The organism is Curtobacterium sp. Leaf261, assembly GCF_001422205.1.
Classification (GTDB): domain Bacteria; phylum Actinomycetota; class Actinomycetes; order Actinomycetales; family Microbacteriaceae; genus Curtobacterium.
This window is the reverse complement of record NZ_LMMJ01000014.1, coordinates 85,998-100,846: the sequence shown is the minus strand read 5'-3', so window position 1 is coordinate 100,846 and position 14,849 is coordinate 85,998. Positions and strand designations below refer to the sequence as shown.

Genomic DNA, 14,849 nt, shown 5'->3' with positions numbered 1-14,849 from the left:
TTCGATCGCGATTGGTAACGTTAATTTACAGCGCTGTAAAATCCGAGTCAAACCCGCGTCAGGATGATGGGTCGCGATTCCGGGCCGCTCAGCCCGCGCCGGGCCCGTTCAGGAACCAGGGGTGCCGGTGCCGGCGCGCGAGTCCTCGTCGACGTCCTCGTCGACGTCATCGTCGACGTGCTCGTCGACGTCGAAGACGACCACGCGCTCGTTCCCTGCGCCGATGAAGTCCGCCACGGGACGGTGCTCGGGGTGCGGGAGGTAGCCCGCCAGTGCAGCGCGATCGCGGAAGCGGACGACGAGCATCCAGTCGAACTCCGCCTCGAGCCCCTCCGTGCTGACGCTCGGCCCGGAGACGACGGAGCGCACGCCCTCGATCCGCGGCAGGTGCTCCTGGGACAGCGCATCGGCCTCGGCCGAGCGATCGACCCCGTCCTGCCACTGCACCAGGACCACGTGCGTCACTCCGGACATGCTGGTCCCCTCGTCGTCGGACATGCCAGCAGCCTGCCACGCCGACGCTCCCCCGGTCCGGCCAGCCGAGCGGGACCGACGAGCATGCACGAAGCAGCAGTCCCGACACCCGGACACCCCGGGATCCTGCATTCTCGGTCCGGGTAGGTCCGGGTAGGTGCGGGTCGGCCCGGACGGCCGGACACCCGGACCGGCGGGCACCCCGGGATCCTGCATTCTCGGCGCCGGTAGGCCACGATGGTCCCCGAGGCTGCCCAGCGCGGGGCGGCGAGACCGAGGAGCTCAACGTGACTGGACGACTGACCGGCAAGACCGCACTCGTGACCGGGGCGGGGTCCGGGATCGGGCGGGCGATCGCCGACCGGTTCGTCGCCGAGGGCGCCACCGTCGTCTACACCGACCGGGACCGTGCCGCGGTCGACGAGGCCGCCGCGGCGACCGGTGGGATCGCGATCACGATGGACATCGCGGACGAGCAGAGCGTCGAAGCGGCGTTCGCGGAGGCTGCAGCGCAGGGAGCAGCCCCGGACGTGGTCGTCGCCAACGCGGGCGTCCAGCTGTTCGGCCACGACGCCAAGGTCGCCGACGTCGACCTCGAGACGTGGAACCGGACGGTCGGGATCAACCTGACCGGGACCTTCCTGACCGTCAAGCACGCCGTCCGCGCGATGCTGGCCGCCTCGGGCGCATCCGGCGGCTCGATCATCTGCACCGGGAGCCCGACGGGTCTCAACGGCGAGGGCTCGGAGTTCGCGGCCTACAGCTCCACGAAGGGCGGCATCCACTCCCTCGTCCGCTCGACCGCCATGGCGTACGCCCACGACGGCATCCGGGTGAACACCGTCGTGCCCGGGTACACCGAGACCGCCCTCGTCACGAGCATCTCCGGCGACGCCGATGCACGCGCCGGGATCGTCAGCCGGACACCGCTCGGCCGCCCCGGCACCCCCGAGGACGTCACCGGGATCATGGTCTACCTGGCCAGCGACGAGTCGAGCTACGCCACCGGCGCGCAGTTCGTCGTCGACGGCGGCATGACGAGCCTCTGAGCGGCCCGCACCCGATGACCGCATCGCACGCATGACCGCGGAACGCACCGTCGTCGAGCACGGCTCGTGGCGCGTGGCACTCTCACTCGGCGAGGTCGGGCACATCGCATTCGACGGTGTCGAGGTCGTCCGCGCGGTCCGCGTCGTCGGACGTGACGCGGACTGGAACACGTGGCCGCACCGGACCGCACCGCCCACGGTGGTGCCGGACGCGGACGGCGTGAGCGTGGGCCTCCAGATCGAGGTGCTCGACGACGACGGGACACCCCTGGCGGACGCGACCGTCTCGGTGCGGCTCGACGCCGCGTGCACGGTGACGGCAGAGATCCGGCCGCTCCGGCCCCTCACGACGAACCGGCTCGGGATCGTCGTGCTGCACCCGCCGATGCTCGCCGGCTCGGCGCTCACGGTGGCGCACCCGGACGGTTCCGCCGACGCGACGAGGTTCCCGGAGCACATCGCGCCACACCAGCCGGCCGCCGACATCCGTGCGCTCGGGTACGCGATCGACGGGCTGGACGTCGGGATCGCACTCGATGGCGACGTGTTCGAGATGGAGGACCAGCGGAACTGGACGGACGCCTCCTTCAAGACCTACGGGCGGCCGCTGGCGCTGCCGTTCCCGTACCGCGTCGAGCCGTCGGAGACCGTCCGGCAGGCGGTGCGGATCACGGTCGGACGGGAGGATCGGATCACGCCCGACGCGCCGGTCACCGTCACAGCGCGGTCGGGTCCGGCTGCTCGCGCATCGGCGCCCGGGTCGGCTTCGGTACCGTCGACGCCCGGGTCGGCTTCCGTACCGTCGGCGCCCGGATCGGCGCCCGGGTCGGCGGTGGTGTCCTCGCTCCAGATCGGGACGTCGAGCGGCCGCCACGTCGACGGGCCGTTGCCTCCGCGGGTCGCGAACGCCGGGCCGCTGCTCGTCGAGCTGACGGCGGACCGTTCCTCGTGGTCGACGATCGTCGACCGTGCGGCTCTCGAGGCGGACGCGCTCGGAGTCCCGGTCGACCTGCGCATCGTCGCCGCGGACGCCGAGGAGCTGTACGCGGGACTCCTCGCCGCGGACCGGTTGCGCCTGGCCCGCGTCGGCGTCTTCGACCCGGTCACCCACGCCACCGAGCGGCCGATCTGGGACGCACTCCGACGGTGGCGAGACGGCCGTGCCGACACCGACGGCCGTGCCGACACCGACGGTCGTGCCGTGCCGCTGCCCCTCGTCGCCGGGACCCGGGCACACTTCACCGAGCTGAACCGGACGATCAAGCGGCTCCCTCGGGACGCGGACCTCGTGGCGTTCAGCATCACGCCGACGATGCACGCGACCGACCCGGAGCACGTCGAGGAGAGCCTGGCGATGCAGACCCTCGTCGCCCGTGATGCGGTGATGCTCGCAGACGGCATCCCGGTCGTCGTCGGCCCGGTGACCCTGCGGCGACGGTTCAACGCCGTCGCGACGACGCCCTCCCCGGGGTCCGTGGTCGAGGCCGAGCGGGGTGTCGACACGATGAACGCCACCGAGGCTGCGGCGGCGTGGTTCGTCCGGAGCGTCGAGGCGCTCGCGGTGCCGGGCGTCCTCGGCGCGAGCTGGTTCGAAGCGACCGGTCCGCGGGGGCTCGTCGGTGCGGACGGCCACCTCACCCCGGTCGGTGAGCGCTGGGTGTCGCTCGTCTCCTGAGCCGCCGGTCCCGACGGCTGCGGACGGCTGCGGACGGCTGCGGACGGCTTCCGACTGCTGCCGACGGCTGCGGACGCGCCCCGTCTCGGGACGGACGCCGACATGTGCGACCGGTGCCGTGCCTCCCGTCCGATCGCGGCGTCAGCCGGCCGCGCGCTCCTGCTCGGTCGCCAGGATCCGCGCGCTCGCGCTGTCCATGTGCTCGTGCATCTCGGCCTCCGCGGCGGCCGGTTCCCGTCGGAGCATCGCGTCGTACACGCGTCGGTGTTCCTCGTACGCGACCGCCGAGGCAGCCCAGGTCCGCACGCCGCGGTCCGCCCACACACCGAGCATCGATCGGAGGCTCTGCAGCAGGTCGGCGAGGACCTCGTTGCCGGCGATCCGGGCGATCTGGACGTGGAACCGGACGTCGGCGTCGATGAACGCGTCAGCGTCGTCGAGGTTGTCGGCCTGACGCTCGAGGTACTCACCGAGACGCGCGAGCTCGGTGTCCGTGGCACGTTCGGCGGCCAGGCGAACAGCACTCCGCTCCAGCGCCGATCGCACCTCGAGGAGTTCACGGGTCCGGTTCGCGGCGAGCATCAGCCCCCACGAGAGCGTCGTCGGGAGGAGCTCGGACGTCCCACCTCGGAGGTACGTGCCGGACCCGGGGCGGATCTGCACGATGCCGAGGATCTCGAGGGCGGCCAGGGCCTCGCGGACGGCGGACCGGCCGACGCCGAGCTGTTCGGCGAGGATGCGCTCGGACGGCAGCCGTGACCCGGGGGCGAGTTCGCCGCCGGTGAGCAGTTCGACGAGCTGCCGCGCGACGAGGGACGCCGGAGACCCCGCTGGCACCGTCTCGAGTTCCAGCCGGATGTTCAGGGGGTCGTTCTCGCTGAACGCGGGCATGTCGAGAGCGTACCGGGGGTGCTGCACGATGCCCCCTGACGCGGCGGTGCCTGCGACGATTGGTCAACCGGTTGACAACCTGGTCACCACGCCGCACACTGGGATGCGCGTCGTCCCGTCGGCGCGTCCGACCAACGACGTTCAACCGCAGGAGTCACCGTGGACATCCCCGCCACCCGAGGCATCCCGACCTCGCTCATCGAGAAGTCGACGATCCGCAAGATCTCGCTCCGCATCGTGCCGTTCGTGGCCCTGATGTTCTTCATCAACTTCCTCGACCGCACGGCGATCTCGTTCGCTGCCCCGAACGGCCTCGAGTCCGACCTCGGCCTGACCGCCGCCCAGTTCGGCTTCGCCTCGGGCGTCTTCTTCATCGGCTACATCCTGCTCGAGGTCCCGTCGAACCTCGCCCTGCACCGCTTCGGCGCCCGGATCTGGCTGGCCCGGATCATGATCACGTGGGGCATCGTCTCGCTGCTGTTCACGTGGGTGCAGAACTACCCGCAGCTCGTCGGGCTCCGCTTCCTGCTCGGCATCGCCGAGGCCGGGTTCTTCCCCGGCGCGATCCTGTTCCTGTCGACGTGGGTCCCGGCCCGGCACCGCGGCAAGATGCTCGCCTTCTTCTACCTCGCGCAGCCGCTCACGAGCGTCATCGGCTCCCCGCTCGCCGGCTGGCTGATGACCCACGAGGGCATCCTCGGCGGCCTCGAGGGCTGGCGCTTCATGTTCCTGTGCGTCTCGATCCCGGCGATCCTCGTCGGCATCCTCTGCCTCTTCGTGCTCAAGGACCGCCCGTCGCAGGTGTCGTGGCTCGACGCCGACGAGAAGCAGTGGCTCGAGACCTCGCTCGCGCAGGAGAACAAGGGCAAGCTCGGTGCCGACGGCGCCAAGGGCGGACTCCGTGCCGCGTTCGGGTCCGGCCGCGTCTGGATGCTGAGCTTCGTCTACTTCGGGTTCATCTACGGCCTCTACGCGCTGTCGTTCTTCCTGCCGACGATCATCGACGGCTTCCAGGAGCAGTTCGGGACGGAGTTCGACCTGTTCCAGAAGGGCCTCATCACGGCGATCCCGTACGTGCCCGCCGCGATCGCGCTGTACTTCTGGTCACGTGACGCGTTCCGCCGCGGCGTGCGGACCTGGCACATCGCCGTCCCCGCGCTCGTCGGTGGCATCGCGGTCCCGTTCGCGCTCTACATGCAGAGCCCCGCGGCGACGATCGCCGTCATCGCCATCGTCGCGATGTCGATCTTCGCGGCCCTGCCGAACTTCTGGACGGTGCCGACCCGGTTCCTCACCGGTGCCGCCGCTGCTGCGGGCGTCGCCCTGATCAACACCCTCGGGAACCTCGCCGGGTTCGCCGCACCGTACATCACGGGTGCCGTCGCCGACGCGACCGGTGGCTACCAGGTGCCGATGATGATCGTCGGGTTCTTCATGGTGCTGTCCTCGGTGCTCATGGTGCTCGTCGCCCGCGGTCGGAAGGACGACCCGGAACCCGGCGTCGCCCGTACGATCTCCGCTGACGACACCACGAACCGAACGGAGATCGGCGCATGACCCGATTGTTCAACGACCCTGCAGACTTCGCCGACGAGATGGTCGACGGCTTCGTCGCGGCCAACCGCCACTGGGTGCGGAAGGTCCACGGCGGCGTCGCCCGCTCGACGACGAGCCCCGACGGCACCGTCGCGCTCGTGATCGGCGGCGGCTCCGGCCACTACCCCGCGTTCGGCGGCCTGGTCGGCCCCGGGCTCGCCGCGGGCGCCGCGATGGGCAACCTGTTCGCCAGCCCCTCCGCACAGCAGGTCGCGGCCGTGGCGCGGGCGAGTGACCACGGCGGCGGTGTGCTGCTGTCGTACGGCAACTACGCCGGCGACGTCCTGAACTTCGACGCCGCCCAGCGTGCGCTCGAGGCCGACGACATCGAGGTCCGCACCGTCCGCGTCACCGACGACATCGCGTCCGCCCCGGCCGCCGAGGCGCACAAACGTCGCGGTATCGCCGGTGACCTCACCGTGTTCAAGGTCGCGGGCGCGGCGGCCGAGCGCGGGCAGAGCCTCGACGAGGTCACCGCGATCGCCGAGCGCGCCAACGACCGCACCCGGAGCTTCGGCGTCGCGTTCTCCGGCTGCTCGCTCCCCGGTGCCGACGAGCCGCTCTTCACCGTCCCCGAGGGCCGCATGGCGATCGGCATGGGCATCCACGGCGAGCGCGGCATCGACGAGTCCGACGTGCCGACGGCCGCCGGTCTCGCCGAACTCCTCGTCGGCCGGCTGCTCGACGAGCTCCCCGAGGGTGTGTCCGTCGACGGCGCGCACGTCGTCCCGATCCTCAACGGCCTCGGCTCGGTCAAGTACGAGGAGCTGTTCGTCGTCTACGCGACCGTCCAGCGCCTGCTCGACGAGGCCGGTGCCGTGGTCGTCGAGCCCGAGGTCGGCGAGCTCGTCACCTCGTTCGACATGGCCGGTGTCTCGCTGACGCTCTTCTGGCCGGACGCCGAGCTCGAGGAACTCTGGGCCGCCCCCGCCGACTCCCCCGCGTACCGCAAGGGCGGCGCGATCACGACGACCCCGGTCGACGACCAGACCCTCGCCGCGGAGCTCGAGGCACCGATCCCGGACGCCACCGACGAGTCGCGAACGTCCGCGGTGCGGATGGCCGACGCGATCAGCGCGATCCGACGGGTCGTCGACGGGAACGTCGACCGTCTCGGCGACATCGACGCCGTCGCGGGTGACGGCGACCACGGCATCGGCATGCAGCGCGGCTCGCACGCCGCGGACGACGCAGCCCGCTCGGCCGTCGCGCGGGGCGCCGGTGCCGGCAGCACCGTCGCGATCGCCGGAGACGCATGGTCCGACCGCGCGGGCGGCACGTCCGGAGCGATCTGGGGTGCCGCACTGGAGGCCCTCGGTCGCGTGGTCGGGGACGAGTCCCGTCCGTCGGCGGCGGACGTCGCGCAGGCCGTGCACGCGGCGTCCGACGCCGTGCTGGCCTTCGGCGCGACGGTCGGGGACAAGACCATGGTCGATGCGCTCGTGCCCTTCGACACCACCCTCGCGGCGCGGATCGACGCCGGCGACGACCTGGCGACCGCGTGGACGACCGCGTCCGAGGCAGCCCGGACCGCGGCCGACGACACCGCCGGGCTGCTGCCGAAGATGGGCCGCGCCCGCACCCACGCCGAGCACGCGGTCGGGACCCCGGACGCCGGGGCGATCTCGTTCGCACTCATCACCGATGCCGTCCGCAGAGCGCTGTTCGACGGAGCCGCGGACACCGCAACGAAGAACACCGCCACCGGAGGGACCGCATCATGACCGAGCCCAGCTACCGCATCGTCGTCGGATCGGACGACGCCGGATTCGACTACAAGGAGATCATCAAGCGGGACCTCGAGCAGGACCCCCGCGTCGTGAGCGTCGTCGACGTCGGGGTCGACGCGGACGGGCACACCGCCTACCCGCACGTCGCCGTCGACGCCGCACGGATGGTCGCCGCCGGGGACGCCGACCGCGCGATCCTGATCTGCGGCACCGGACTCGGCGTTGCGATCGCGGCGAACAAGGTCCCCGGGATCCGCGCCGTCACCGCGCACGACTCCTTCTCCGTCGAGCGCTCGGTGCTCTCGAACGACGCGCAGGTGCTCTGCATGGGCCAGCGCGTCGTCGGCGTCGAGGTCGCACGGCGCATGGCCAAGGAGTGGCTCGGCTACACGTTCGACACGTCGAGCGCCTCGGCCGAGAAGGTCCAGGCCATCTGCGCGTACGACGGATCCGCCCCGGTGGGAACGGACGCCGACGCCTGATGCTCACCGCCACGAGCGCACCCGCGCTGACCGTCGGGGTGTCGCTGAAGATGTACTTCGGCCACGCCCGGACGATCGCGTGGGCCCGCGCCGTCGCCGACATCGCCCGGGAGCACCCCGCGGTGACCTCCGGCGCCGTCGACCTGTTCGTCGCCCCGACGTTCCCGTCACTCGTCCCCGTGCACGAGGTGCTCGCGGGGACCCGCGTGCACCTCGGGGCGCAGGACCTCGCGACCGCGGACGAGGGTGCGTTCACCGGCGAGGTCTCCGGGGCCGAGCTCCACGAGATCGGCTGCGACCTCGTGGAGATCGGCCATGCAGAGCGCCGGTCCCTGTTCGGCGAGGACGACCGCGTCGTCGCCGACAAGGTGCAGGCCGCGTTCCGCAACCACCTGACGCCCCTGATCTGCGTCGGTGAGCCGAGCCGTGCCTCCAGTGCGGATGCCATCGCGGACGTGACCGGGCAGCTCGACCGGTCCGTCGACGGCGCCGTCGCCGCCGGGATCGCAGGTCCCGTCGTCGTGGCGTACGAGCCGGTCTGGGCGATCGGCGCGCCCGAGCCCGCACCGGATGCGTTCATCGTCGATGTGCTCGCCGGCATCGCTGCGCACGTCGCGGCCAGGCCGGAGCTCGCCGGCAGCCGGGTGATCTACGGCGGCAGCGCGGGCCCAGGGCTCCTCACGCGGGGTGCCGGCGGGATCCGCGGGCTGTTCCTCGGCCGCTTCGCGCACGACCCTGCGGCGATCCGGACGATCCTCGACGAGGCCGCAGCACTCGGCGAAGCCGCAGCACCAGAGGTCGCCCCGTGACGAGCGTGATCGGCCTCAGCACGTACGCCTACTTCTGGCGGATGTCGGACCGGGTGCCGTCGCCGATGTCACTCGACGACGTCCTCCGCGACGCGGCCGCACACGACGTGACCCTCGTGCAGATCTGCGACCACCTGCCGCTCGACACCGCCGACGACGACCGGCTCAGCGCGATCCGTGCGCTCGCGGACGAGCTCGGCATCGTGCTCGAGGTCGGCACCCGCGGCACGGCACCGGACCACCTCGCCCGGTACCTGCACGTCGCGAGCGCGCTCGGGGCGACCCTCGTGCGCTCGATGTGGACGAGCGGGGACGACCGACCGGACGCCGCGGAGAGCGAACGACGGCTCCGGGCAGCACTCCCCGCGTACGAGGCGGCCGGGGTCACGCTCGCGCTCGAGACGTACGAGCAGGTCGCCACGACCGAGCTCGTCCGGCTCGTCGAGACGATCGACTCCCCCGCACTCGGCATCTGCCTCGACCCCGCGAACACCGTCGCGAACCTCGAGCTCCCCGCCGACGTCGTCGCCCGATGCGCCCCGTTCACGAAGAACTGGCACGTCAAGGACTTCGACTTCACCCGGTCCCCCGGCTGGGTCGGGTTCCAGTACACCGGCGTCCCGATCGGCACCGGGCGGCTCGACCATGCCGGGATCCGGGCCGCGCTCGATCCCGACGCCAGGGACATCAACCAGGTGATCGAGTTCTGGCTGCCATGGCAGGAGCCCGCCACCGACACCGCCAGCGCTGCCGCTGCCGCCGCACAGACCACCATCCGCACCGAAGCGGCATGGGTCCGATCCACCCTCGAGTACCTCAGGAGCACCCAGTCATGACCGACACCATCACCACCTCCGCGCAGTCCGGCACCGCCGAGCTCACCGTCGCCGTGATCGGCGCCGGCGGCAAGATGGGCACCCGCGTCTCGAACAACCTCGCGCAGAGCGCCTACACGACGCTGTACTCCGAGGCGTCCCCCGCCGGCCGCGAGCGCATCGAGGCCCTCGGCCGCACGCTCACCGACACCGTCGACGCAGCCGCCCAGGCCGACGTCGTGATCCTCGCCGTGCCGGACGTCATCCTCGGCAAGGTCTCCGAGGAGGTCGTCCCGGTCATGAAGTCCGGCGCGATCATCCTGACGCTCGACCCGGCCGCCGCGTACGCCGGCCTCCTCGCCGCCCGCGAGGACATCCACTACGCCGTCGCGCACCCTTGCCACCCGTCGGTGTTCCTCGAGCGCACGACCAAGGCCGAGTGGGACGACACCTTCGGCGGGATCGCTGCGCCGCAGGAGGTCATCGCCGCGCTCGAGGACGCCTCCGACGAGGTCCGCGACATCGCCGAGAAGGTCATCGCGACGATCTACGCACCGGTGATCGCCGTGCACTGGGTCACCGTGAAGCAGCTCGCCGTGCTCGAGCCGACCCTCGTCGAGACGATCGCGTGCATGATCGGCGACTTCCTCAACGAGGCGCTCGAGGAGACCGTGAACGGTGTCGGCGTGCCCCGCGAGGCCGCCCGCGCGATGCTCTACGGCCACACCTGGATCGCGCTGACGAACGGCCTTCGCGGCTCGAACCCGTTCTCGGACGCGTGCCACATCGCCATGGGCTACGGCCGCGACAAGATCATCAAGCCCACCTGGAAGGAGATCTTCGACGACGCCGAGCTCGACGGCGTCATCGCGAAGATGCTCAAGATCGACGCCGTCAAGCGCTGACAGCGCGGCCCGGATCCGGACTGGAGGGACGGTGCCAGCTGGCACCGTCCCTCCAGTCCGTTCGGTGGGCGCTCGTGCGCGCCGGTCCCGACGACGGGGCAGGTCCGGTCAGGGGCCGACCAGGAGCCATCCCGCGAGCACGAGACCACACGCCGCGATCGCGATGCGGAGCGCCGTCGCCGGGACCCGCCGCGCGACCGAGGGGCCGATGAGGCCGCCGATCACCGCGCCGACGCCGAGCGGCCACACGGCCGACCACACCACGGAGCCGAACACCGCGAAGAGCACCGCCGGCAGGACGTCGGCCGCGAGCAGCAGCACGTTCTTGAGCGCGTTCGCCCGGTGCAGCACGGGCTCACCGTTCAGCAACAGCACGGCGATCATCAGCACTCCGGACCCCGCGCCGAAGTACCCGTTGTAGAGCGAGACGCCGGACACGCTCGCGGTGGCGGCGACCGGCCGCATCGTGGCGGCACTCCGCCGACGGTCGATCCACGGCTGCACGAGGAGGAGCACCGACCCCGCGGCCACCAGGAACGGCACGATCCGGTCGAACACCTCCGACGGTGTGACGAGGAGCAGACCGGCCCCGAGCGCGGAGCCGACCACGGTGACCGGGAGCCATCGCCGGAGGGTCGGTGCGTGCCCGACGAGGTCCCGCCGTGCGCGGAGCGCCGAGCTCGCGCCGCTGCCGAGCAGGGCGACCGAGTTCGTGACGTTCGCAGCGAGGGGCGGGATCCCGACCAGGAGGAGCGCTGGGTACGCAACGAGCGAGGTGATCCCACCGGCCGTGCCGATGACCCCGGCCACGACACCGGCCACGAGGAGGATCGCGGCGGTCGTCACCCCGCAACCCTGGCACAGGCCCGGCCGCCCTCGTGTCCCTGCGCGATGCTGCCCTCAGACCATCGCCGGCGCGTCGAGCCGGTGGTCCGTCATCCCGCTGCGCGCTCGCCCAGTTCGTGGATCGTGACGCCCTGCACCACGCGGTTCACCGTGCCGCTCGGGAACGGGTTGTCCGGCGTGCACCCGTGCTGGACGGACGCCGACAACGCGAGGAGCTGCGCGAACACGATCATGGCGGCCACGCGGAACCCGTCGTCCAGGTCCGCGATGCCGTCGAGCGGGAACGAGTCGGCGTCGTCGGCGACACCGACCGACACGACGCGGATCGCACCGTCACCACGGAGCTCGCGGAGGATGTCGGCGTCGTACCGGGCCGTGTAGTCGTCGGACGACCCGTGGACGACCACGAGCGTGCTCGCGTCGAGGACCGCCTTGGGACCGTGGCGGAACCCGAGCGGCGAGTCGAAGAACGACACGACCTGACCGGCGGTGAGCTCGAGCAGCTTCAGTGCGGACTCCTGGGCGGCCCCGCGGAGTGCACCGCTGCCCAGGTAGACCACACGTTCGGCGCCGTGCGCGAACGACGCGATCCGTTCCTCCTGGCCGATGAGCGAGCCGGCCGCGTCGGCGAGCCGGTCGACGACGCCCGTCTGGTCCGGCAGGAACGTCACGAGCGCAGCGAGGAGCATCGTCGAGAAGCTCGACGTCATGGCGAAGCCGGTGTCGTTCGTCTCCGGTGGCATCTCGAGGACGAGGGACCGATCGGCTGACCGGTGCTCCTGCGCGAGGACGCCCTGCGGGTCGCAGGTGATCACGAGGTGGTGGGCTTGCGGTGCGACGGCGTCGACGATCCTGGTCGCGGCGATGCTCTCCGGGCTGTTGCCGGATCGTGCGAACGAGACGAGGAGCACCGGGACGTCCTCGGCGAACACCCCCCGCGGGTCCGACACGATGTCGGTCGTCGCCACCGAGTCGACGCGGCGGCCGAGGCGGCGTCGGAGCGTCTCACTCGTGATGTCGCCGACGAACGCCGAGGTGCCGGCGCCGGTGAGGACGATGCGCAGGCCCGCCGTGGCGAGCACCGGAGCGAGGAAGGCGTCGATGCCCGGACGACGACTGTCGATCGACGCTGCGAGACGGTGCCAGCTGGCGGGCTGCTGCAGGATCTCGGCGTGGGTCGCGGTCTCGACCGCGCGGATCGCGGAGGTCACGGTCACGGAGGCTCCTCGTGGGGTGGCGGGGCGACGGCCGGCCCGTCGCTGTCGCAAGTGTGCGTGACGGACGTCCCCGAGGGCTACGCGGATGCGGAATCCGAGCGTTCGGAATGAGCGGTTGCGCCCCACACCGTGCATGAGGATGGCTCCATGACGAGAGACCTGTCGGACGTGAGCCGGAAGCGCCGGGACCGGATGCGCGACATCCTCGCGATCCTGCGCGCGGAGGGTGAGGCCGGGACCGAGGACCTCGTCCTCCGACTCGGGGTGTCGGCCGCGACCCTCCGCCGCGACCTCGGCGAGCTCGACGCGCGCGGACTCGTCGCGCGGACCTACGGCCGGGTGCGACCCGCGGGGCAGCTCACCGAGATGCCCGTCCTGATGCGTGGTTCCGAGGCCGACGAGTCGAAGCGGAGGATCGCGCTGCTCGCCGCCCGGCTGCTGCTGCCGGGGCCGCAGGCGATCGCGGTGAGCGGCGGGACGACGACGCAGGCCGTGGTCCGCGCCCTCGGTGATCGGCGGGGGCTGACGATCATGACGAACGCCGTGACGATCGCGCTCGAAGCGTCCCGCAGCCCGCGCGTCACGACGATCCTGACCGGCGGGACGCTCCGCACGACCTCCCTCGAGGCGGTGGGTCCGCTCGCCGAGGCGGCGTTCGCGGCGTTCACGGTGGCGACGGCGTTCCTCGGCACCGACGGCATCAGCGTCGAGGGCGGGATCACCACGCACGACGACACCGAGGCGCGGACGAACCACATGATGGTCACGGCCGCAGACCGGGTCGTGGTGGTGTGCGACGGCTCGAAGGTCGGGCGGCGGACGATGGCGCGGATGGGCGACATCGGCGACGTCGCGGTGCTGGTCACGGACGACGCGGCACCCGCCGACGCGGTCGCGGCGATCCGGGCGGCCGGCGTCGAGGTGTTCGTCGCCTGACGACGACGCCGGCGGGTGACCACCACTCATTCCCCTTGACCGGTTCGGCCGATCCGCTTGTGCGGCCGTGCGGGAGTCCTCGATATTGCTCCCCATGACTCGACCAGGAGACCACCCCACGGAGTGGACGCGTCGCTCGGCGATCGGCGCGGTGCTGGCGGTGGCCGCAGCGACCGCGCTCGCGGGCTGCGCCACACCGGGTGCCACCAAGCTCGACCGCGCTGCGCCCGTCCGTCTGACGATGTGGTCCGGGCAGAGCGACCAGGCGGAGAAGCTGCTGCAGGGACTCGTCGCCGAGTACCAGCGGGACCACCCGAACGTCTCCATCGACATGTCACCCGGTGCGTCGTCGACCGACGAGCTGCTCCAGAAGCTCGCCGCCTCGTTCGCCGGCAACGACTCCCCGGACATCTCGTACACGTTCGGGTCGTGGGCGAGCCAGCTCGAACGGTCCGACCGCACGCTCGACCTCCGCGACGAGATCACCGACCCCGACCTGCACTGGGACGAGTTCACCCCGGCCGCCCGCGGGACCGCGCAGCCCACCGGCCGCAAGGTCATCGGGTTCCCGGCCGTGGTCGACAACATCTCGCTCCTCTACAACACGACGGTCTTCGACCGCGCCCACGTCGCCTACCCGACGGCGGAGTGGACCTGGAAGGACTTCCGTCGCGCCGCGAAGCGGCTCACCGACAAGACCAGCCACACCTACGGGTACGGCTACTCGGTGTCCGGGAGCGAGGAGACCACCTGGCAGATGTGGCCGCACCTGTGGCAGAACGGTGGCTCGATCCTGACGAAGAGCGGTGATCGTGCCGCGTTCGACTCGCAGGCGGGCATCGACGCGGTGGCGTTCCTGCAGAGCATGGCGGTGGACGACGAGAGCGTGTACCTGGACCAGACGGACACCAAGTTCGCGCAGCTCTTCGAGAGCGACCGGATCGGGATGATCACGTCCGGACCGTGGGAGCTGTCCGCACTGCAGACCGCCGGGACCTCGTACGGCGTCGTCCAGCTGCCCGGCACCGACGGCGACCACCAGACGGTGTCCGGGCCGGACCTCTGGACGCTCTTCGACAACAAGGACGTCAACCGCGCGTACTGGGCGAAGGACTTCGTGCGGTGGCTGACCTCCAAGGAGCAGGACGAGCGGTTCAACATCGCCGTCGGCAACCTGCCCCTGCGCTCGAGCGAGGCGTCGAGCGACGCGTTCCGGAAGGCCGCAGCGGCGCTGCCGGGACTCGCGACCATGCAGGCGAACTCGGCGAACGCCAAGCAGACCCGGCCGACCGTCCCGGGCTACAACGGCCTGTCCGAGGCGTTCGGCGACGCCGTCGCGCGCGTGCTCCAGGGCGACGGGCAGCCCCGCGAGGCACTCCGGACGGCGACCGTCGCCGCCGACAAGGCACTTCGACAGGGCTAGG

The 14,849-nt window shown here is 71.6% G+C and carries 14 protein-coding genes; 10 read left to right on the top strand and 4 right to left on the bottom strand.

All coding sequences use genetic code 11. The features are described from left to right. Positions 1–108: 108 nt before the first annotated feature. Positions 109–498: a Dabb family protein gene (locus ASF23_RS18490; protein ID WP_055956846.1), complete on the bottom strand. Its 390-nt coding sequence runs from the start codon at positions 496–498 to the stop codon at positions 109–111. Positions 499–761: 263 nt separating this feature from the next. Between ASF23_RS18490 and ASF23_RS17535 the strand changes: the two genes are divergently transcribed. Together ASF23_RS17535 and ASF23_RS17530 are read left to right on the top strand one after the other, a co-directional pair. After that, the gene (locus tag ASF23_RS17535) at positions 762–1,523 is read left to right on the top strand and encodes an SDR family NAD(P)-dependent oxidoreductase (RefSeq protein WP_055956842.1); all 762 of its coding nucleotides are present in this window, start codon (positions 762–764) and stop codon (positions 1,521–1,523) included. Positions 1,524–1,554: 31 nt separating this feature from the next. Next, positions 1,555–3,198 (top strand): hypothetical protein, encoded by a 1,644-nt coding sequence (locus ASF23_RS17530; protein WP_055956839.1) that lies wholly within the window; start codon positions 1,555–1,557, stop codon positions 3,196–3,198. 141 nt (positions 3,199–3,339) lie between these two features. Here ASF23_RS17530 and ASF23_RS17525 read toward each other — a convergent pair whose 3' ends face one another. Further along, complete coding sequence (locus ASF23_RS17525; RefSeq protein ID WP_055956906.1) at positions 3,340–4,089, bottom strand: FadR/GntR family transcriptional regulator; 750 nt, start codon at positions 4,087–4,089, stop codon at positions 3,340–3,342. 159 nt (positions 4,090–4,248) lie between these two features. On the opposite strand from ASF23_RS17525, the gene ASF23_RS17520 reads away from it, so the two are divergent. The 6 genes from ASF23_RS17520 to ASF23_RS17495 are packed head-to-tail and all read left to right on the top strand — an operon-like array spanning position 4,249 to position 10,426. Further along, positions 4,249–5,646: an MFS transporter gene (locus tag ASF23_RS17520; RefSeq protein ID WP_055956836.1), complete on the top strand. Its 1,398-nt coding sequence runs from the start codon at positions 4,249–4,251 to the stop codon at positions 5,644–5,646. Beyond that, positions 5,643–7,409, top strand: a complete 1,767-nt coding sequence (locus ASF23_RS17515) for a dihydroxyacetone kinase family protein (RefSeq protein ID WP_055956834.1) — start codon at positions 5,643–5,645, stop codon at positions 7,407–7,409. Before ASF23_RS17520 ends, ASF23_RS17515 begins: the two co-directional genes overlap by 4 nt. Next, on the top strand, positions 7,406–7,897 hold the full coding sequence (locus ASF23_RS17510) for a ribose-5-phosphate isomerase (RefSeq protein WP_055956832.1): 492 nt from the start codon (positions 7,406–7,408) through the stop codon (positions 7,895–7,897). The genes ASF23_RS17515 and ASF23_RS17510 overlap by 4 nt, the downstream gene beginning before the upstream one ends. After that, the gene (locus tag ASF23_RS17505) at positions 7,897–8,706 is read left to right on the top strand and encodes a triose-phosphate isomerase family protein (protein ID WP_055956829.1); all 810 of its coding nucleotides are present in this window, start codon (positions 7,897–7,899) and stop codon (positions 8,704–8,706) included. Before ASF23_RS17510 ends, ASF23_RS17505 begins: the two co-directional genes overlap by 1 nt. Then, on the top strand, positions 8,703–9,542 hold the full coding sequence (locus ASF23_RS17500) for a sugar phosphate isomerase/epimerase family protein (protein ID WP_156364612.1): 840 nt from the start codon (positions 8,703–8,705) through the stop codon (positions 9,540–9,542). The genes ASF23_RS17505 and ASF23_RS17500 overlap by 4 nt, the downstream gene beginning before the upstream one ends. Further along, positions 9,539–10,426, top strand: coding sequence for a phosphogluconate dehydrogenase C-terminal domain-containing protein (locus ASF23_RS17495; protein ID WP_055956826.1), 888 nt, complete (start codon positions 9,539–9,541; stop codon positions 10,424–10,426). Before ASF23_RS17500 ends, ASF23_RS17495 begins: the two co-directional genes overlap by 4 nt. Before the next feature lie 108 nt (positions 10,427–10,534). Here the strand turns inward: ASF23_RS17495 and ASF23_RS17490 are convergent, their stop codons facing one another. Both ASF23_RS17490 and ASF23_RS17485 read right to left on the bottom strand, forming a co-directional pair. Beyond that, the gene (locus ASF23_RS17490; protein ID WP_055956824.1) at positions 10,535–11,272 is read right to left on the bottom strand and encodes a sulfite exporter TauE/SafE family protein; all 738 of its coding nucleotides are present in this window, start codon (positions 11,270–11,272) and stop codon (positions 10,535–10,537) included. A gap of 89 nt (positions 11,273–11,361) precedes the next feature. Next, entirely contained in the window at positions 11,362–12,489 is a 1,128-nt protein-coding gene (locus tag ASF23_RS17485; protein WP_055956822.1) for an SIS domain-containing protein, read from the bottom strand. Between the two features lie 147 nt (positions 12,490–12,636). Here ASF23_RS17485 and ASF23_RS17480 point away from each other — a divergent pair, with 147 nt between their 5' ends. Both ASF23_RS17480 and ASF23_RS17475 read left to right on the top strand, forming a co-directional pair. Next, a complete protein-coding gene (locus ASF23_RS17480) occupies positions 12,637–13,425 on the top strand; it encodes a DeoR/GlpR family DNA-binding transcription regulator (RefSeq protein ID WP_055956820.1) in 789 nt (262 codons plus the stop codon). A gap of 94 nt (positions 13,426–13,519) precedes the next feature. After that, positions 13,520–14,848, top strand: a complete 1,329-nt coding sequence (locus ASF23_RS17475) for an extracellular solute-binding protein (protein ID WP_055956817.1) — start codon at positions 13,520–13,522, stop codon at positions 14,846–14,848. Position 14,849: the final 1 nt, after the last annotated feature.